The sequence below is a fragment of the Bradyrhizobium erythrophlei genome (assembly GCF_042430365.1).
GTDB classification, from domain to species: Bacteria; Pseudomonadota; Alphaproteobacteria; order Rhizobiales; family Xanthobacteraceae; genus Bradyrhizobium; species Bradyrhizobium erythrophlei.
Genome location: NZ_JBHMET010000002.1, coordinates 24,424 through 43,514, shown reverse-complemented (window position 1 = coordinate 43,514; position 19,091 = coordinate 24,424). Strand labels below are relative to the sequence as shown.

The following is a 19,091-nucleotide window of genomic DNA, read 5'->3' as shown; positions in this document are numbered from 1 at the left end:
CAGCGCCACCCTGCTCCAAAGCTCCACAGGAACCCGAAAGCATCACAAGCTCTCAGGGTGGATTGGAATCGATGTTTCCTCCTTTATCAACACTGAAATGCGTCCGTCAGGCCAAATCTCGACGCGCGCAACTTTACCGCCGCTGTCGAGGACGCCTCTAACAGCGCGCTTAACGTCTGCCTCGGTAAATCGGGCTCTCGACATCCAAGCCGGTGGGTACGCGATCGAAAGAGCATTCGGCCGTTCATTCAATCATGACGTTCAGTGGTCACTCCACTGAAAGTAGAAGAAGCTTAGTGCATGTTGGGGTACCTAGAAGGCCCGAGGATCGGAGCAAGACAGCGAGATCACAGAAGAGGATAGCGATCATTTTTCCTTGAAATCGTGCCGGGGGGCAGCCTGAAGTTGGACCTAGTCGTCGTTGCGTGGCTGGAGCTAGCTCGAACTTCCCAATGATGGATTGGAGCGAGAGTTCAATTCTTTCAGGCAGTTAGAAGGCCGCGTGTGCACGACGTGTGCACCGGGAAATCAAGAAAAATCTATCGACGGCAAGTCTGAACGGTCGGTTCGAGGCGCGACGCAGACGCGGGGCTCGACGCGATCGAACTGACGAAAGCAGAGAAGCTGATTTAGCTTGTCGGCATTCCGAACCGACCTTGGTAGGGGGCTGCTATTCAAGGCAAGGACGAGAACGCTGATGTCGGGGGGTCGAGTCGCTCCCCCGCTACCAAACCTGCGATTTTCCGCGCCAATCTACGATTTTCTGCGACTCCTTACGCTCAATGGCAGCGGTTGGCGCACGACGCTCTTCAGTATCGGATTGACGCTAGGGCAGGAAGAGTGAACCTAGCGCGAAATGGGCGTCGGTCGCTCCCAGGCTAGACGACTGCTCCCCGGCGTCGGCGACGCCGAACTCGTCGGTGGCCGAGATGTCGGCCACCCGTGCGGTCACGCGGAGGATGCGCTCAAGGCCAGGGCGAACTCGCGCGAGGGCAACGGCGACATCGCGATCCTTCTGCGCGCTGCGGATCCAGGCGAAGCTACTATACTCGCGGTCCTGCAGTCTCGGCTTGCCATTCGGTTGGAGCCAGGACACGAGCCGGAAGCTCCGCCACGAACACGCGCACTGCCTTCTCGAAGAAAGGCATCGCATAAACCGAATAGCGGACATCCTTCGCGTTCGTGGCCATCGCCTGGGCTTCGCAGATCTACTGGGTCGTAAACAGCAGCACGGCAATCGCGACCGAGAACGCGACCGCCGAGACGGTCGCGACAGTGGACAGGACGCCCATCGCTCTTAGCGCGCCTGCGAAGAGGACAATCAAGGGCGTCGCGGTGAGCAGGCCTATCTGCGCTTCGCTCATGAATGCTTCCCTGTTTGGCAACATGTTCGCCTACGCGCCTACGACACGCGGTCCCGGACTCTAGCGGACGGAACCCTTCCGTCTTTGCGCGGCGACAATGATCGCAACCGTTGCCCTTTGTAGTGATGGCTCGGCGAGCAGCCGGGAGGATCGATGCCAGCTCAAGAATTCGAAACCGAGAGCTGGGGCGTCCTCGCCGGGCTCCCCGGCGAGCCGATGATCTGGGTCCTGATCTTCAGCGAATTCGCCGTATTCGGCCTGCTGCTTGGTGCGTTCGCGGTCGCCCGGTTCATCAACCCGTCCGTATTCTCCGCTGGACAGGCGGTGCTCGATCCGAGTTTGGCGGGCCTGAATACGCTGGCACTGGTGACGAGCGGCTGGGCTGCCGCACACGGGGCTCTGGCCGCGCGCCAAGACCGGCGTCATGCCTGCCGTCGCTGGCTGGCGCTCGCAATCGGGCTCGGCGGCGCATTCGTCGCGATCAAGATCCTGGAATATATCAACGAGGTCGCCGCCGGTGCGGGACTCGAGACCAGCACATTCTTCACGGTGTACTTTCTTCTGACTGGCTTCCATCTGCTGCATGTCCATCTCGGCATGGTGATCCTAACCCTGGTTGCGCGGGGAGCGGACGCTGCCGCGGTCGAGACCGGCACCTCGTTTTGGCACATGGTCGATCTCGTCTGGATCGTGATGTTCCCCATCATCTATCTGGTGCGCTGACATGATGGACCGGCATCCCCTCGAAACCACACTCATCGTTCTGATCGGCCTTGCGATTGCGACGCTTCTCGCGTCCCGGCACCTGATGGCAGGTCCTTTCGGCAGTGCCGTCTTGCTCGGGTTCGCGGCTCTGAAGGGGCGCCGGATCGTGCTTGACTTTCTCGGCCTTCGCGCGGCGCCCGCCGTCTGGCGCGGGCTGGTCACCGCCTGGGTGCTTGGAGTGGCATCGTTCGCCTGGGCAGCCTCAGCCGCAAGGCTGTTGATCTGACGGGGCAACCGCTCTTGTGCTTGCTCCAGCACAAAGAAGCATTCGGCCCGCCCGAGTACGCTGACGTCACCCTCGCACCAACAATAACGGAAAGGACGGGTGATGGCTGAACGCCTCACGAAAACGGCCGCTCGGAACATCTTCTACGGCGGATCCGCCTTCTTCTTCGTGATCTTCCTCGCTCTGACGGCCCACAGTCACTACTACATGGTGAGATCTTCAACGAACACCGCGACGCTGACGGATTCCGTGGCCCGCGGCAAACACGTCTGGGAAAAAAACTCATGCATCAACTGCCACACGCTGCTCGGCGAGGGCGCCTATTTCGCGCCTGAAGTCGGCAACGTGTGGGATCGCTGGGGCGGCAGGGAAGACCCCGCCTCCGCGCGCGAGACCTTGAAGGCGTGGATGCAGGCGCAGCCGAGCAGCGCGCCCGGACGGCGGCAGATGCCGCAGTTCAACCTGACCGATCAGGAGCTCAACGATCTCGCCGACTTCCTGCAATGGACCGACACCATCAAGCGCCAGAACTGGCCGCCGAACAAGGCCGGTTGAGCGCCGCGTCCCGACAGCCCTTCAACGAGAGAGCCTTTCGATGAAATATGAGACCCAGAGAGTAGCGATGCTGTATTTCTACGGTGCGCTAACGCTCTTCCTGGCCCAGGTCGCGTTCGGCCTGGTCGCCGGGACCATCTACGTTCTTCCCAACACCCTGTCCGTCCTTCTGCCGTTCAACATCGTCAGAATGATCCACACCAACGCGTTGATTGTGTGGTCGCTGATCGGCTTCATGGGCGCGACCTATTATCTGCTGCCGGAGGAAACCGAGACCGAGTTGGTCAGCCCGTTGCTGGCAAGGATCCAGTTCTGGATGTTCTTCGGCGCAGCCGGCGCCGCCGTGGTCGGCTACCTCTTCCACTATCATGAGGGCCGCGAATTCCTCGAGCAGCCCTTCATCATCAAGGTCGGCATCGTTGTCGTCTGCCTGATGTTCCTGTTCAACGTGACGATGACGGCGCTGAAGGGACGCAAGACCACGGTCACCAACATCCTCCTGTTCGGCCTGTGGGGCGTCGCGATCTTCTTCCTGTTCGCCTTCTACAATCCCGCCAATCTCGCCGTCGACAAAATGTACTGGTGGTACATCGTCCACCTGTGGGTTGAGGGCGTCTGGGAGCTGATCATGGCCTCGGTGCTCGCCTTCCTGATGATCAAGCTCAACGGCATCGACCGGGAGGTGGTCGAGAAGTGGCTCTACGTCATCATCGGCCTCGCCTTGTTCTCAGGTATTCTCGGTACCGGCCATCATTTCTATTGGATCGGCGCCCCCGGCTACTGGCAGTGGATCGGCTCGCTGTTCTCGACGCTGGAGGTCGCGCCGTTCTTCACCATGGTGATCTTCACGGTGCAGATGACCTGGAAGGCCGGCCGAAAGCATCCGAATCGCGCGGCACTGTTGTGGTCGGTGGGCTGCTCGGTAATGGCGTTCCTGGGCGCCGGAGTCTGGGGCTTCCTGCACACGCTGTCGTCGGTGAACTATTACACCCACGGCACGCAGGTGACCGCGGCACATGGGCATCTCGCCTTCTTCGGCGCCTACGTCATGCTGAACCTGGCGATGATGGCCTACGCGATCCCGCAGCTCAAGGAGCGGGCGCCCTACAACCAGTGGCTCAGCATGGCGAGCTTTTGGATCATGTGCACGGCCATGATGGTCATGACCTTCGCGCTGACCTTCGCCGGCGTGCTCCAGGTCCATCTGCAGCGCGTGCTCGGGCAGAGCTTCATGGAGGTGCAGGACCAACTCGCCATGTTCTACTGGGTCCGGCTCGGCTCCGGCGTGTTCGTCGTGATCTCCGCCGTGATGTTCGTCTGGGCCGTGCTGGTGCCCGGGCGGCAGAAGCAACCGACCATATCGGCCGCCTTGCAGCCGGCCGAGTGATGAACGACGCGGCGGCCGCGTCTCTCGCGGCCGCCGTCCTTTGATTTGTCCGGAGAGCCACCATGAAACCCGCGCTTCAAGCCGTCGCCAGCTCCTTGCCGGAGATCCCAGCCTACGTCCCGAGTGGCAATGAATGCACGTTGTTCGAACAGGCATGGCGGCGTGGTTTGCCAGTCCTGCTGAAGGGGCCGACCGGATGCGGCAAGACCCGCTTCGTGGCGCATATGGCCGCGCGTCTCGGGCTCCCGCTGCACACCGTCGCCTGCCACGACGATCTGACCGCAGCCGATCTCACCGGGCGCTACCTGCTCAAGGGCGGCGATACGGTCTGGACCGACGGTCCGTTGACCCGCGCCGTGCGCGAGGGCGGCATCTGCTATCTCGATGAGGTGGTGGAAGCCCGCAAGGACGTTACCGTGGTGCTGCATCCGTTGACCGACGACCGTCGGATCCTGCCGCTTGAGCGGACCGGCGAGGAGCTGGTCGCACCGCCCGGCTTCACGCTGGTCGTCTCCTACAACCCCGGCTACCAGAGTCTCCTGAAAGCGCTCAAGCCGTCGACGCGGCAACGCTTCGTCGCGATCGAGTTCGACTTTTTGCTACCGGAGCAGGAGATCGCCGTCGTATCGGCCGAAAGCGGGCTGTCGACGGATTGCGTGCGGCCGCTGGTGCAACTCGCCGGACGTCTGCGCGCGCTGAAGGGGCACGATCTGGAGGAGGGCGTCTCGACTCGGCTCATCGTCTACTGCGCCACGCTCGTTGCCGCGGGCGTTTCCGTCGGTGACGCCGTCCTCGCTGGAATGATCGAGCCACTGACGGATGACGGCGACGTCAAGGCCGCGCTGCTCGAGGTCGCCCGGGCGATAATCGGGTGAGCTATGCTCGATTTTCTCGAGTTGGAGGAGACGGTCGGAAGGGCCTGGCATCGGCTGGTCGGTACGACCGCGAGCTATCCGGTTCACCCGGAGCATGCGGTCGCGCTTGCTGACATCCGGGGCCAGATCGGGGTCATGTTCCGTGCGCTTGGTGGCGAGACGGGCGTGCAGATCGCGGGTACCAAGGCGCGCAAGTCCGGACACCGGCTTGGATGGCGGCAGCGCATCGGACTCGGCGATGAAACCCTCGATCACCCCGGGCGCGATGGCGCCACCGTGTTCTTACCCGACCGCATCGCTGTCTTCCCCGACCGCGCGCTCAACGTACAGCTTTATCGCTGGTGGGCCGCGTGGTTCGCGATCCAACCAGCCGCTGCGCTCGACGATACCGATCCGCTGCGGCGTGATCTGCTGACCTTGCGCCGGGCGTACGAGGCGTCCGCTCTGGTCGTCTCGCAACTCCCTGGCCTGGCCAAGCCTCATGCGCAGCTCGCCGCGGCGATAGCCGATGCACGGCCGCGGCGACCGTTGCCGCGCACCGAGCGGGAGGTGGAGGGCATCGTGATGACGCTGCTCGGCGCGGCTGCGCCGCCCAAAGGAACTCTGTGGGCTGCGGTGATCGGTGCCGGCGAGCTGTCGGGGAAGGCGCCGACCGGCTACCGGCCGATGCTGCCCTGTCCGCTGTGGGGCGATTGCTGGACCCGGGAGGCAGTCGCGGTTCAGGGCGATGATGATGAGCAGCCGCCAAGTCCGAGCGACGAGGCCGGGCCCGACATACGTAAGCGCTTCGCGACGCGCGAGCGCGAGGACAGCACCAATCGCGATCCGTTCATTCTCAATCGCTTCGAAAAGATCCTGGCCATGGCGGAGATGGTCAACGTCGACCGTCCGTCCGACGACAGCGACGATGAAGACGCACGCAAGGCCGCCGACGACCTCGACGAGCTCGCGATCTCCCGTCGCAAGGGCAAGCCCGCGACCAAGCTGAAATTCGATCTCGACCTGCCGCCGGAGGCCGTCGACGCCGCGCGGCTTGATGCCGGTCGGCTCTATCCGGAATGGAACTATCGCAGCGGCAGGTACATGCGGGATCATTGCCGGGTGCTGACGTCCGACGCGAGCGAGGCCGGTGCAAGCTGGTCTCCGGACGAGGCCATGCGCCGCCGGATCCGCCAAGTGAGGCGACAGTTCGAGGTGCTACGACCGCGCCACGAGCTCATGAGGGCGCAGCCGGACGGGCACGAACTCGATCTCGACGCGCTGGTACGCGCCCGTTGCGACCTCCGCGCCGGCAGCGGAACGCTCGACCGCGTGCATCTGGCGACGCGACCACAGGGCCACGATCTGGCAGTCACGCTGCTGGTCGACGTCTCGCTGTCCACGGACGCCTGGGTCGCCGGCTATCGCGTGCTCGATGTCGAGAAGGAGGCGCTTCTGGTGCTGGCGCATGGGCTCGCCGCCTGCGGCGATCACCACAGCATCCTGACCTTCACCTCGCGTCGGCGTTCATGGGTACGGCTCGAGACCGTCAAAGCCTTCGACGAGCCGATCAGCGCGTCGGTAGAGCGGCGCATCGGAGCGCTGAAGCCCGGGTACTACACGCGCATCGGGGCGGCGGTCCGCCACGCCGCCTCCGAGCTCGCCCCGCAGCCGCAGCGGAAGAAACTGCTGATCGTCCTGACCGACGGCAAGCCGAACGACGTCGATCATTATGAAGGACGCTTCGCGGTTGAGGACACGCGCAAGGCCGTCCAGGAGGCGCGCCGGCTCGGCATGGCTGTGTTCGGCGTCACCATTGATTCTGCCGCGCAAAGCTATTTCCCGACGCTGTTCGGGCGGGGCGGATATGCGATCGTGGGCAACATCCAGCGTCTGCCAACCGCTTTGCCAGCCCTGTACCGCCAGCTCACGCAGTAGTTCCCTCGAATCTCTCGATAGCAAGAAAGGGGCCCGGCAAAGAGATCGCCGGGCCTTGAGTATCGAGACAACCTCAAGGGAGTATGAGGCGCTCGTCTTAGTGGCTCAATTTAGCATCAGGCGGTCGGGGATAACTTGAGCCAGCGCAAACAGAACAGCGGAAAACCGCCGGAGATCGAGGTGCGGGGATCGCAAACGGGCGGCTGACCGGGTCGACGCGACCGAGCCGGATCCGAACGATCGCGCCGCGATTTGGTGCGTCGCGGACGCCTCAGACCGCGCGGCTATGGGTGGCCGCGGACCGCGCTAGATGGGCATCGAATGCAGAAGCAACGCTGCGAACCAGGAATTCGGCGCCGTTGGTGACCGAGAGCCGGTCGTCGCTCATCGTGACGACGCCGTCCGCGATGAGACTTTCGATCCGCGAATGATCAATGACGGCCGACGCGGGATTACGGCCGTGAAATCGCGCGATCTGGGGCAGGTCCACGGCCATGTCGCACATAATGCGCTCGATGATGTCGGCGCGGAAGCGGTCATCCTCCGTGAACGCGTAGCCCTTGGCGGTGGGAAGACGGTCCTCGGTGATGCACGCGAGATAGTCGCGGGTGGCCACGACGTTCTGGACGAACCCTTGAGGCGTCCGGCCAATGGCGCTTGCGCCGAGACCAATGAGGGTCTCGGCGGAATCATCGGTGTAGCCCTGGAAATTCCGACGCAGCCGGCCTTCCCGCTTCGCCACGGCGAGATTGTCGCCGGGTAGGGCGAAGTGGTCGAAACCAATGCGAACGTAGCCGGCGTCGATCAGGGCTTCCGCGATGGTTTCGGACTGCAAATGCCGCTCGATGCTGTCGGGAAGGGTGCTTTCGTCGATCTTGAGCTGGTGCTTCTTGAACGACGGGATGTGCGCATAGCCGAACACCGAGAAGCGGTCGGGGCGGAGCTCGACGCACCTGGCCACGGTGTCGAGGCATGACTCCACCGTCTGGAAGGGCAGGCCGTAGAGCAGATCGAAATTGAGCCGACCGACGCCCGCCCGGCGTAGCCGTTCGACGGACTTGGCCGTCTGCTCGAAGCTCTGCAGTCGGTTGATGGCGCGCTGCACGACGGGATCGAAGCTCTGCACGCCCAAGCTCGCGCGGTTGACGCCGCAGAAGCCGAGCGCCTCCGCCATCGGTTCGGTCAGCGTGCGCGGGTCGATCTCGACGGCGATCTCGGCGTCGGGCTCCACGAAATATGAGTAGCGCAGCGCGCCGACGAGGTCGGCGAACGTCTCGGGCGTCATGATCGTCGGCGTGCCGCCGCCGAAGTGGATGTGGGAAATCGGGAGCCGCTGGCCGATGGTCTCGGCGATGAGGTGCGCTTCGCTTCGCAAACCCGACGCGTAGATGGCGATAGGGTCATCGCGCTTGGTGACTGATGTATGGCACCCGCAGTACCAGCACATGGACCGGCAGAATGGTACGTGCAGGTAGATCGAGGCTGGCTGCCGGACAGGGATCGAAACGAGCCATCGCCGATAGTCGGCTTCGCCGATCGCAGGCGCGAAGTGCGGGGCCGTGGGATAGCTGGTGTACCGGGGGAGCCGATCCTGTCCGTATTGTCTTGCGAGGTCCGAGCGCATGTCTACCTTCCGTTTGCGACAGACATTGCAAGAAAACGCGGAAACGAACGTTGCGTCAGGTCAACCTTCGCGGCGTTAGAATGGCTTGACGATTACCAGGATCACTACGGCGACCAGGATGATCGTGGACGTCTCCGCAACGACGTGGCAGATGACGCGGCGCTTCCAACAGCCGCTTCCGATGGTGTCGGACTCAGGTTCGACGCAGCAGCTTCGACATGTGACGAACGGTGCTCGCGATCGTCGACGGGAGCTCGACGACGAGCCGGAAGCCGAGATTGGTCGGTGGAACACCAGCGGCGCAGCCGCCCGACTTGGGGTCGCGAATAAAGTCAGTCATGTAGGTGCGATGGGCCCCCTCGACGACGCGGACGCCGCAGTTCGTGTTCGTGACCCGCTCGCGTGCGTCGTCCATTGACGACCGAACGAAGCAGGTGTCCGTCCACTCCCAGACGTTGCCGGCCATGTCATCCAGCCCCTTGCTGTTGGTGCCGAACGTACCGCCCGGCTGCGGCGCCACAGCCTGAGGCTTTTCCCGGGACGACTCCGCTTCGTAGCGAGCGATCCAGGCCTGCGCCGGATCGGCTGGGTCGACCAGCGGCAACGCCTCGTCGCGCGCCTTCTCGGCGGCGGCGAACGTCCATTCCTCGTCGGTCGGCAGGCGATGGACAATGCCGGTCTTGCGCGTGATCCAGGCTGCGTAGGCCGAGACGTCGTGCCAACTTACACCGGTGATGGGCACGTCCTTCGGGCCCGTAGCGGCCACCACGCGCGGGCAGGCGCCCTCGTCGACGCAAATGGCGTATTCCGCAGCCGTGACCTGCCGCTTCATGACGAGGAGGTCGTCTGTCAGGCGGAGTTCGCGCAACGGCCCTTCGACGGGCCTGCCGCCGCGCGCGAAGTCGCCGGCAGCGCGGTAAGTGAAGGAAACCGGAGAAAGACGGCTTGTGCCGTCTGGATCATGCGACGGCGCGGGCGTCAGGACGGTGGCCAGGACAGGTGCAGCCAGCGCGCCGGCGAGCATCGCGGCCTTCACCTTCATCAGCATCAGCATGGTATCTACTCCTTGGAGAAACGGCCCGCGGTCGAGACCGCGGGCCGCCATGTTCGGCACCACCTAGCGGGTGACGGCCACCGGTTCGGCGGCGCCGACCCTGTCGGGCGGGATTGGGCCGGGAGGCGAGAGCTGCTTCATGAGATCCTCGTTCCACTTGCCGTCGACCTTGAAGTGAGCTGCAGCTCCGAGCTCGACCGCCTCGATCAGGTTGTGATTGACGTAGGCGTAGATGCCGGGTTCGCGGAAGGTGTAGAGCGCCGCGCCCGCCGAACCGCCGCGGACAAACCAGGTCTCGAGATCCCGCTCCGGCGGGTTGTTGAACTTGCCGGTCTCCCAGACGTAATCGCCGTGGCCGCCGATGAGGTGCGGGCGGGTGTCACGGTTGGCCTGCGAGTGGACGATCAGCACGGTCTCGCCGACCTTGGCGGTCATCGCGTTCTTGCCGGTCAGCGAGCCGACGCGGCCGTTGAATACGACGTGGGTCGGGATGAGCTTGCGCATGACCTCCGTCGTGTCGGCATAGGACTCGCCGACCGTCTCATAGGTCTTGTACTTGCCCTTCTCGTCCTTCGGCACGTAGAGGTCGTTTTCACCGATGTAGTAGATCTTGTCGTAGTGCAGCGGCTTGCCGGCGCCATCCTTCAGCCCGTCGCGCGGCAACACCATCACGGTGCCGTGCATGCCGGAGACGACATGCCAGGGGATCATGCCCTCGGGGGCGCAGTGGTAGACGAACACGCCCGCGCGCGTGGCCTTCCAGCGCAGCATGACCTGCTCGCCTGGGTTGACCTTGGTCAGCGCGCCGCCGCCCAGCCCACCGGTTGCCGAATGCAGGTCGATGTTGTGCGGCATGGAGTTGGTTTCGGGGTTGACCAGCGTCAGCTCCATGTAGTCGCCTTCGTGCAGCACCATCATCGGGCCCGGCATCGAGCCGTCGAACGTCATGGCCCAGAACTTGGTGCCGGCAGCGTCGATCACGACCTCCTTTTCGCGGATCGTCAGCTTGAACTCGACGATCTTCGGTCCCGACTTGGTCGCCTGTTCGTGCGAATGCACCTCGGGCGGCGCCACCAGCGTCACCTTCTCGCGCGGCAGCTTGAGATCGTCCGCTGGCCCCGCCATGGCCGGCGCGGTCATCATCAGCGCCGCGAGCGCGGCGCCCATCAAAGCAGTCCTACGCGTGAGCATGATGCTCTCCATCGAGTGAGTGATCTAATTCGATGGGTGGATCATGAGCGATCCGGACGCGAGGCTCTTTGCTCTGGAACAACGAGCGCGACGGATTCACAGGTCAGTGCGATCGCCCCAATTCCATTCCGTCGACGAGGTGCGCAAAGAGCACGACATCGACGCCAATGCGTTCCTGACAAGCGGGCTGGATGGGGCGAAGGCCACCTGGGAAAGTCTAGATCCCGCGCTTGCGGACCTGAGGGGCTTCTTCGCCTTCGGCCAGGGCGTGAAGCCGATGAGCATCGCACAGCACGATGCGCTGTCTGCCGCCCTCAACCAGTCCTTCGCTCTCCCAGGCGCTGAGGATCCGGCTGACCGTATGCAGCGTCGTGCCGGTCATCTCGGCGATGTCCTGGCGGCTGATCGGGAAGTCGATCTCGACTCCGGCATCGACCTTCCGCCCCGCCTGCTTGGCCAGCCGCAGCAGCGCATGCGCCACGCGCTGCTCAACCTGCTCGTTCGAAATCTCCATGACGCGGGTCTGGGTATCCTGCAGGCGGCTCCCGACCGTCTGGAGCGCGCTGGAGGCCAGGCTCGGATACCTGGCGATCAATCTCTGCCAGGATGACGACGGCCAGGCGAGCGCAATGCTATCCACGGCGGCCACTGCGGTCGCTGGATAGTGCGTCAGGTTCATGGCCAGCGCGACGCCGAAGAGCTCGCCGCCGGAGACATAGCGGACGACCGATTGCTGGCCCTGGGGCGTGGTTTTCTCGACGCGGAGATGTCCATGCAGGAGAAGGAAGAACCTGTCCGCTTCCGCGCCCTGGTCGAAGACGGCGGATCCTTTGGGGTAGCGGATCGAGCGCGCTTCGCGCAGCAACTCGTCCTGCTCGGCGGGCGAGAGCCCAGCGAACATCGGCAGATTCGCGACCAGTGACCGGTCAACAGCGGCCATCAATTCCTCGTTTCCAAACCGCCATGGAGAGTATCGGGACCCCGCGCAAGCCTGAACGGTCCCTGCTCATAGCCTAAGGAACCTGCCCGGAGATTGCGCCAGCGCAACTTCCGGATCGCGCGGAGGGCCTATCTGTCGCCACGGAGCCCGGCCTTTCCGGGCACAAGTTCCAAGGAAAAGGAAATGAAGAAGACTGCGATGCTGGCCGCGGCCGTAGCGGCTCTGATCCTGGCCGGAGGCGCTGTCCGTGCCGCCGAAGTCGAGGTCAAGCTGCTGAACAAGGGGCCCGACGGCGGCGCCATGGTGTTCGAGCCGGCCTTTGTGAAGATCGTCCCCGGCGCCACCGTGAAGTTTCTCTCGACCGACAAGGGCCACAATGCCGAGTCCATCAAGGGCATGCTTCCCGAGGGCGCAACGCCGTTCCAGGGCAAGAACGGCGAGGACACCGCCGTGAAGTTCGATCAGGAAGGCGTCTACGGCGTGAAATGTCTTCCCCATTACGGGATGGGCATGGTTGCGATGATCGTTGTCGGCTCTCCGACCAACCTCGATCAGGCCAAGGCCGTGCCGCAGGTCGGCAAGGCGAAGCAGGTGTTCGCGACGCTGTTCGACAAGCTCGAGGCCAGCAAGAACGCGTCCAAGTGACGGCCTATGGCCGCCAAATCCGCCAGTGTGTCGGATGGACGACCACCGCCTCGTCCGTCCATACATTGTACCAGATGCCGGACTTGCGCCGGCCCGGGAATCGCAGCGCCTCGATTGCTCCAATACGATCGCGACCGAGCTCAAGGTCGCAATCCTCCGGCGCGAGCGCGATCGGAAGCCAGCCGCCACAGCTAATCATCGGGGATGCCCCTCGCGGCGACCGGCTACTGACGCGGCTTCTCGTCGACCGAGCAACAGGAGCAGCAAGCCGACTGGCTTCGGGGCACGACCGTGATCGGCGTGTCTTCGTCGATGCGGCGCAGGAGGTTCGTGGCGACCGTCTCGATGAGCTTCCGCTCGATGCTGCTTTTGCTCCGATCCCGTCCGCGCAATCTCTGGAAAATTCGCATCTCGTCCTCCGTTGGTGAGGTCCCGGAGATTGATGGGGCAGACCAATCGAATCCTTGTCGCAGGTCAAACAGTCGTGCGAACGACGCCGTAGTTTGTGCCCCGACAAAGAGATAGCGGTCGCCTCGACCTACGATGTCTCCAGTTGATCGGGAATGACGTCCATGGCGACGATGCAGAATTTGAGGGCCTACCGAGGGCCTGCGCTATTTTCATACGGGTTCCGCCCCTTTTTCCTCTTTGGCGCGGTCTACGCCGGCGCCACGATTCCGCTCTGGCTTGCGGTGTTCGCAGGCCAGGTCTCGCTTCCCACCGCGTTTGCCCCGCGCGATTGGCATGTGCATGAGATGTTGTTCGGCTACGCCAGCGCCGTCATCGCCGGCTTTTTGCTGACCGCTGTTCCAAACTGGACGGGGCGCCTGCCGATCCAGGGCGCCCGGCTCGCCATCCTGTTTGCGTCCTGGGCGATCGGGAGGCTGGCGACGTCCTTGTCCGGCATCATCGGCTGGGAACTCGCTCTGGTACTGGACGCGATGTTCTTGCTGCTGCTCGCGGCCGCCGCGGCGCGCGAGATCATCGCGGGCCGTAAGTGGAGCAATCTGAAGGTGGTCGCGATCGTGACGCTGCTCGCGATCGTCAACATCGCCTTCCATGTCGAAGCGCATTTGTCCGGCCTGGCCGAGTATTCATCGCGCGCCGGCGTGGCCCTGGTCGTCACGCTGGTCTGCGTGATCGGAGGGCGGATTGTGCCGAGCTTCACCCGCAACTGGTTGGCGCGCCGCGGGCCCGGACGGCTGCCTGTTCCGTTCAACCGCTTCGATGCTGTGGCGATGCTCGCCGGCGTTTGCGCCATGATCGTCTGGGTGATCTCCCCGTCGGGCCGGCTCGTGGCGGGCGCGCTCGCAATCGCCGGCTTGCTTCATCTCGTCCGGCTGGCTCGCTGGGCCGGGTACCGGACCATGCCGGATCGACTGGTGCTGATCCTTCACGTTGCCTACGCCTTCGTGCCGGTCGGCTTCTTCCTGTCGGTCCTGTCTGCTCTCGATCTCGTCGCTTCCGGAGCAGGCGTGCACGCCTGGACCGGCGGCGCGATCGGGTCGATGACGATCGCCGTCATGACGCGGGCCTCGCTCGGCCACACGGGGCAGGCGCTGTCCGCCTCCGCCGCTACCCAGGCGGTTTACGCCGCGATTGTCTTGGCCGCAGTGGCACGCGTTTGCGCTGCGCTCGGTCCGAGCCATTCCATTCCGCTCTTGATGGTTTCCGGCGTCGCATGGGCAGTGGCCTTCCTCGGCTTCGCGGTCGCCTACGCGCCCCTTCTATGCCGAGCCAGAAAGCTCTGAGGTTGCGATGATCGGCGCCAGCATTTCACGATGGACGATGAGCTACTTCGCGGCGGCGCTGGCGTGGCTGTTCGTGGCGTTGGCTCTGATGGTCGTCGGCATCGGCTATCCCGCGGCCGATATCCTCTCGCCCGACACGCTCGTTCTGGTTCACGCCGTCTCCATCGGGTGGCTGAGTCTCGCAATGTGTGGGGCGCTGTTCCAGTTCGTGCCCGTCCTGGTCGCCAGGCCACTGTTCTCCGAGAAGTGGGCCTTGCCGGCTCTGGGCCTCCTGACCGCCGGTCTCATCTTCATGCTCGGCGGCTTCCTGTCTTTGGGCGGTCGCGTGCCGCCGGCACTCTGGCTGCTGCCATTGGGCGCTGCCCTGCTGGTCGGAGGCATCGGTCTCGTTGTCGTCGACTTGGGCCTGACCGCGTGCCTGCGGCCCACGGGGCCGGCCCGCTTCGTGCTCGTCGGCTTGGCCTCGCTCTGCGCGACCGCGGCTTTCGGCGCGGTGTTCGCGTTTGCACTCGCAGGGTGCGCGGGATCCGTGGGGGACTTGCTTCTCGCGAATGGCATTCCGCTGCACGCCATCGCAGGCCTCGGTGGCTGGCTGACGTTGACCGCGATGGGCGTGAGTTACCGGCTTCTGGCGATGTTCATGCTTGCGCCGGACACCGACGATCGGCAAAGCCGCCAAACGCTTGCTGCCGGCGCTCTCGCGGTCGCCGTCACGGTGGCGGGCGGAGCGCTCGCGATCGGTCTTGCCGCCGGGTTGTACATCGTGTTGTCAGTTGCCGGCATTCTCGGTCTTGCGTCGGCCGGCTTGTACGGGCGTGACATCGCCGGCATCTTCAGCAACCGGAAGCGTCGGCAGCTTGAGCTCAACATGCGGATGGCGACGCTGTCGTTCGCGAGTCTGGCGGGCACGGCCCTGCTCGGGATCGCGCTCGTCTCGGTCGGCGCCTTCGCCACCCATGTCGGCGCCTTCACCTTCCTCGCCGTTTTCGGGTGGCTATCCGGTCTGGTGCTCGCCAAGCTCTACAAGATTGTCGCGTTCCTGACTTGGCTCGAGACCTACGGCCCCGTCATGGGACGGGCGGCGACGCCCCGGGTCCAGGATCTCGCCGCGGAGGGCAGGGCGACGAAGTGGTTCGTCATCTATTACGTGGCCGTCTGGGTCGGGACGGTGACGCTGATGGTCGGGGAGCCGAACGCGTTGCGGATGGCTGCGGCGGCCATGGCCGTCGGCGTCGCCGGTATCGTCCACGAAATCATCCGAATCCGGCGGCTCGCCGACGTCGCGAGCCCGCTGCGTCTGCCCGGCGGGGCCGTCGTGCCTCACCTGCTGTTCGCGAGACACTGAGAGAGGAAATCATGACCGAATACATCGATGTCGACGTTCGTCCCATCCTTCGTGCCGGAGGCGAGCCGTTCTCAGTGATTATGGCCGCGCTCGACCGTCTCGAGCCGGGGCAGGGACTCCGCCTCTACGCAACGTTTAAGCCGGTTCCGCTGTTCGCGGTGATGGCGAACAAGGGATTTGCGTCGTCCGAGCAAGCGCTCGACGGCGGAGAGTGGGAGGTGCTGTTCACACCGGTCGCCGCGAATCCTGAATGCGCGCGCGCCGCCGACACCAACTCGGGCTTCGACAACTGGCCGGAGCCCGCGGTTCAGCTCGACAACCGCGATCTTGATCCTCCGGAACCGATGGTCCGGATTCTCGCGGCGGCGGACAAGCTGGGCCCGGGCGAGACGCTTTCAGCGCTGCTGCGGCGGGAACCGGTCTTCCTGTTCCCGCAGCTCGAGAAGCGCGGCTTCCATTGGCTTGGCGGCTTCACACCGGACGGGGTGACCTACGAACTGACAGTGAGGGCTCCGTTGTGACCAAGGACCTCGTCCAGCGCATTTACGACGCGCTGCGCGTCGTGATCGACCCGGAGCTCGGGCACAACATCGTCGACCTCGGCTTCATCTACGACATCTCGATTGCCGATGACGCCGTCCGCATCGTGATGACCGCGACCACGCCGTTCTGTCCGGCGAGCTCCTTTCTGAAGGAGGGCGTGGAAAACGCCGTCGTCGATGTTTCGGGTGTCGGCTCCGTCGATGTGGAGATGACGTTCGAGCCGTCGTGGTCCCCCGCCCGCATCGACCCGGCTGTCCGGGACTCGCTTGGTTTCGCAGCGGTGAACTGAAGGGCGGACAATGGCGATCACGATCGAGATCGATCATGCGAAGACGCGTGCCAAGGCCGCGGCAGCAGCTGGCCAACCGGTCGTGCCCCAGGCCGTGAAGGGGCCGATCCGGCGCATCAAATGGGGCGTTGTTCTGCTCGCGCTGTCGATCTACTACGTGACGCCGTTCATCCGTTGGGACCGTGGCCCTCACGCACCCGATCAGGCGGTCCTGCTCGACTTCGCGAACGGACGGCTATACGCCTTTTTCGTTGAGATCTGGCCGCAGGATCTCTACGTGGTCACGGGACTGCTGGTGCTCGCCTCGACAATCCTGATCCTGACCAATGCGCTGGCTGGGCGTCTGTGGTGTGGCTTCGCCTGTCCGCAGACCGTTTGGACTGATCTGTTTCTGCTCGTCGAGCGGTTGGTCGAGGGCGATCGGCGCCAGCGCCTGAAGAACGTCGGTGCGCCGCTGACGACGAAGCGCGCGATCCGGATCGTCGCGAAGCATGCAGCCTGGTTACTGATCTCGCTGGCGACCGGCGGCACCTTGATTTTTTACTTCACCGACGCGCCGCGCCTGCAGCGGGACTTCGCATCCGCCGACGTCTCGGCCAACGCGTTGACCTGGATGCTGGTCTTCGCCGGAACGACCTACGGCCTGGCCGGCTTTGCGCGCGAACAAGTCTGCACCTTCATGTGCCCCTGGCCGCGTCTGCAGGGTGCGATCTGGGATCCGGAGGCCTACACCGTCAACTATCGCGACTACCGCGGCGAGCGGCGGACGTCGGCGAAGAAGGCCACGGAGATGCGGCTTCAGGGCAAGCCTGCGGGCGGTTGCGTCGATTGTGGCCAGTGTGTCGCGGTGTGTCCGATCGGCATCGATATCCGCGAGGGGCCGAATTTCGCATGTATCAATTGCGGACTGTGCGTTGATGCCTGCGACGGCGTGATGGCGAAGCTCGGTCGGCCGCGCGGCCTGATCGACTACGAAAGCTGGAGCAACATCGAGCGCGGCCGCCGACGGGAGGCGCCGGTCAACCGTCTGGTTCGACCGAAGACGATCGGCCTGACGGCGGCGTGCGTTGTTCTCGCCGGTGCGATCACGCTCGCATTGGCGACAAAGACCGCCGCGTCTCTCTCTGTCCAGCACGATCGGGATCCGGTCGCTGTCAGCCTCTCCGACGGCTCGCTGCGCAACGCCTATACCATCAAGCTGCTGAACAAATCCTTGAGTCCGCATTCGTACACGCTGTCGGTGACCGGGATCGACGCCAAGATGGCAATCATCGGAAACGAGACGTTGACGCCGATCGAGGTCGCCCCCGATGCGTCCGAGTCACTGCGGGTCACACTGACGGCGACGGATCCAGGGCAGGGCGACATCGTGTTCACCGCCCGGGACGAAACTGGCGCGACGGTTCTTTCCGCCAAGGACAAGTTCGTCGAGCGTTAGGTTTCGCTCTCGTCGCGGAATTTGCGTCGCAACAACGTCGAATAATGCAAAGATCTGAGACTTTCTCGAAGCAGAATCCGGCGGGAGTCGCACGGAGAAGATTCATGAATGCGATTGCAATCAAGGTCAACGTAGCCCATAAAGCGCAAGGTCTGCGATTGTCCTTGCGAGCCTAGCGAACCCCTCCAGTACATGGATACCCCTTCCATGAATGATAGGCACTGGGCCTTCAATCTTCGACGGAGAGGAGTGCGCGGTCGACAAATTTCGCGGGCAGGATTACTTGGTTTTGTCAACGTGGCCGTCTCGGCGGGTGGCTAGGTGCCGCGCGAGGCAATCGAGTCTGGAAATCTCGCTCGGTATTTTAAGAGCGTTCCATCAAAATACCTTGTGGCGGCCGATGGCGCCCGCTGTGCTGGATGGCGCTTCGAATGCGGGTCGCTCGGCTTTCTTTGAGATGGGCTGTTCTCTCGCGACCGCGTGCAAGGTCGATCGGCAAAAGATGCGCATCGGCTAACAAAAGCCCACAGCGAGCTTTATTTGTAAACGTTCGAGCAGTTTTGGAAGGTACTCAGTATTGCGGCACTCGGGCAGTAATCCCGCCAGTACTGCCACCCGGGTTCGGCAAATTCGTCTGCAAGATCCAACTCGCACCGTTTGCGCTTCTCACACCTTACGCAAAGCTGCTGAAGTGCCCGGACCGTGGCGGGCTCAATGTGGGTGACTTCGTATGAGGTTGGCATCTAACCCTCCTCCCTTTCGGTATCCATGGAACATGAATAGTAAATGCTGCTTTGGCGCATTGATCCAAATCAAGTTGGTCAACCCATGGCTGAAGATGCTTCGGTCCCCAAACCGGCGCGGGCGAGGCGTGCTGGTCTCACGCATTCATGCTCCGCAGACGCTGACGCGTGTCCGATCACGTTAACAAGACCATCGACGTAAGCCCCAAATCGCGTCTCACTGATATCCTTCCCTCGGCGATCCATCTCAGCCTCTTCGATCTGAGTGAATCTGCTTCAGTTCCCGATTCTCAGCCCGCTCAGCTGCGGCTTTCTGACTCTGCATTAGGTGAACGTCCGCCGTGTTGTCGGTCTCCGAGACCAAGTCCTAGACCGCGCGACTGTGCGTGGCGGCGGACCGCGCGAGATGCGCGTTGAATCAGGCTGGCCGGCCGGTTCA

General features: G+C 63.7%; 19 protein-coding genes. 12 read left to right on the top strand and 7 right to left on the bottom strand.

Annotated features, from left to right (window positions below):
- Positions 1-826: 826 nt before the first annotated feature.
- Positions 827-1,096, bottom strand: coding sequence for a hypothetical protein (locus ACFFWD_RS00250; RefSeq protein ID WP_376960274.1), 270 nt, complete (start codon positions 1,094-1,096; stop codon positions 827-829).
- Positions 1,097-1,208: 112 nt separating this feature from the next.
- Positions 1,209-1,364: a hypothetical protein gene (locus ACFFWD_RS00245; RefSeq protein ID WP_376960272.1), complete on the bottom strand. Its 156-nt coding sequence runs from the start codon at positions 1,362-1,364 to the stop codon at positions 1,209-1,211.
- A gap of 153 nt (positions 1,365-1,517) precedes the next feature.
- Here ACFFWD_RS00245 and ACFFWD_RS00240 point away from each other — a divergent pair, with 153 nt between their 5' ends.
- The 6 genes from ACFFWD_RS00240 to ACFFWD_RS00215 all read left to right on the top strand — a co-directional run bounded on the left by ACFFWD_RS00240 (position 1,518) and on the right by ACFFWD_RS00215 (position 7,089).
- Positions 1,518-2,087 carry a cytochrome c oxidase subunit 3 family protein gene (locus ACFFWD_RS00240; protein ID WP_376960270.1) on the top strand — a complete coding sequence of 190 codons (570 nt, stop codon included), beginning with the start codon at positions 1,518-1,520 and terminating at the stop codon, positions 2,085-2,087.
- A 1-nt stretch (position 2,088) separates the two neighbouring features.
- Positions 2,089-2,355, top strand: a complete 267-nt coding sequence (locus ACFFWD_RS00235) for a cytochrome C oxidase subunit IV family protein (RefSeq protein WP_376960268.1) — start codon at positions 2,089-2,091, stop codon at positions 2,353-2,355.
- Between the two features lie 102 nt (positions 2,356-2,457).
- Complete coding sequence (locus tag ACFFWD_RS00230; protein ID WP_376960266.1) at positions 2,458-2,910, top strand: c-type cytochrome; 453 nt, start codon at positions 2,458-2,460, stop codon at positions 2,908-2,910.
- Between the two features lie 40 nt (positions 2,911-2,950).
- The gene (locus tag ACFFWD_RS00225) at positions 2,951-4,297 is read left to right on the top strand and encodes a cbb3-type cytochrome c oxidase subunit I (RefSeq protein WP_376960264.1); all 1,347 of its coding nucleotides are present in this window, start codon (positions 2,951-2,953) and stop codon (positions 4,295-4,297) included.
- Positions 4,298-4,359: 62 nt separating this feature from the next.
- Positions 4,360-5,172, top strand: coding sequence for a CbbQ/NirQ/NorQ/GpvN family protein (locus ACFFWD_RS00220; protein ID WP_376960262.1), 813 nt, complete (start codon positions 4,360-4,362; stop codon positions 5,170-5,172).
- A gap of 3 nt (positions 5,173-5,175) precedes the next feature.
- Positions 5,176-7,089 carry a nitric oxide reductase activation protein NorD gene (locus ACFFWD_RS00215; protein WP_376960260.1) on the top strand — a complete coding sequence of 638 codons (1,914 nt, stop codon included), beginning with the start codon at positions 5,176-5,178 and terminating at the stop codon, positions 7,087-7,089.
- 271 nt (positions 7,090-7,360) lie between these two features.
- Here the strand turns inward: ACFFWD_RS00215 and hemN are convergent, their stop codons facing one another.
- The 4 genes from hemN to ACFFWD_RS00195 all read right to left on the bottom strand — a co-directional run bounded on the left by hemN (position 7,361) and on the right by ACFFWD_RS00195 (position 11,898).
- Entirely contained in the window at positions 7,361-8,713 is a 1,353-nt protein-coding gene (hemN, locus tag ACFFWD_RS00210) for an oxygen-independent coproporphyrinogen III oxidase (RefSeq protein ID WP_376960258.1), read from the bottom strand.
- Between the two features lie 193 nt (positions 8,714-8,906).
- On the bottom strand, positions 8,907-9,767 hold the full coding sequence (locus ACFFWD_RS00205) for an SUMF1/EgtB/PvdO family nonheme iron enzyme (protein WP_376960256.1): 861 nt from the start codon (positions 9,765-9,767) through the stop codon (positions 8,907-8,909).
- A 63-nt stretch (positions 9,768-9,830) separates the two neighbouring features.
- The gene (gene nirK / locus ACFFWD_RS00200) at positions 9,831-10,958 is read right to left on the bottom strand and encodes a copper-containing nitrite reductase (RefSeq protein WP_376960254.1); all 1,128 of its coding nucleotides are present in this window, start codon (positions 10,956-10,958) and stop codon (positions 9,831-9,833) included.
- Between the two features lie 217 nt (positions 10,959-11,175).
- Positions 11,176-11,898: a Crp/Fnr family transcriptional regulator gene (locus tag ACFFWD_RS00195; RefSeq protein ID WP_376960252.1), complete on the bottom strand. Its 723-nt coding sequence runs from the start codon at positions 11,896-11,898 to the stop codon at positions 11,176-11,178.
- Positions 11,899-12,081: 183 nt separating this feature from the next.
- Here ACFFWD_RS00195 and ACFFWD_RS00190 point away from each other — a divergent pair, with 183 nt between their 5' ends.
- Positions 12,082-12,543, top strand: coding sequence for a pseudoazurin (locus tag ACFFWD_RS00190; protein WP_376960250.1), 462 nt, complete (start codon positions 12,082-12,084; stop codon positions 12,541-12,543).
- A gap of 4 nt (positions 12,544-12,547) precedes the next feature.
- Here the strand turns inward: ACFFWD_RS00190 and ACFFWD_RS00185 are convergent, their stop codons facing one another.
- Entirely contained in the window at positions 12,548-12,742 is a 195-nt protein-coding gene (locus ACFFWD_RS00185; RefSeq protein ID WP_376960248.1) for a hypothetical protein, read from the bottom strand.
- Between the two features lie 373 nt (positions 12,743-13,115).
- Here ACFFWD_RS00185 and ACFFWD_RS00180 point away from each other — a divergent pair, with 373 nt between their 5' ends.
- The 5 genes from ACFFWD_RS00180 to ccoG are packed head-to-tail and all read left to right on the top strand — an operon-like array spanning position 13,116 to position 17,909.
- Positions 13,116-14,294 (top strand): NnrS family protein, encoded by a 1,179-nt coding sequence (locus ACFFWD_RS00180; protein ID WP_376960246.1) that lies wholly within the window; start codon positions 13,116-13,118, stop codon positions 14,292-14,294.
- Between the two features lie 7 nt (positions 14,295-14,301).
- A complete protein-coding gene (locus ACFFWD_RS00175) occupies positions 14,302-15,639 on the top strand; it encodes a hypothetical protein (RefSeq protein WP_376960244.1) in 1,338 nt (445 codons plus the stop codon).
- Positions 15,640-15,650: 11 nt separating this feature from the next.
- Entirely contained in the window at positions 15,651-16,160 is a 510-nt protein-coding gene (locus tag ACFFWD_RS00170; protein ID WP_376960242.1) for a DUF2249 domain-containing protein, read from the top strand.
- Complete coding sequence (locus tag ACFFWD_RS00165) at positions 16,157-16,471, top strand: metal-sulfur cluster assembly factor (protein WP_376960240.1); 315 nt, start codon at positions 16,157-16,159, stop codon at positions 16,469-16,471. Before ACFFWD_RS00170 ends, ACFFWD_RS00165 begins: the two co-directional genes overlap by 4 nt.
- A 10-nt stretch (positions 16,472-16,481) precedes the next feature.
- Positions 16,482-17,909, top strand: coding sequence for a cytochrome c oxidase accessory protein CcoG (gene ccoG, locus ACFFWD_RS00160; RefSeq protein ID WP_376960238.1), 1,428 nt, complete (start codon positions 16,482-16,484; stop codon positions 17,907-17,909).
- Positions 17,910-19,091: the final 1,182 nt, after the last annotated feature.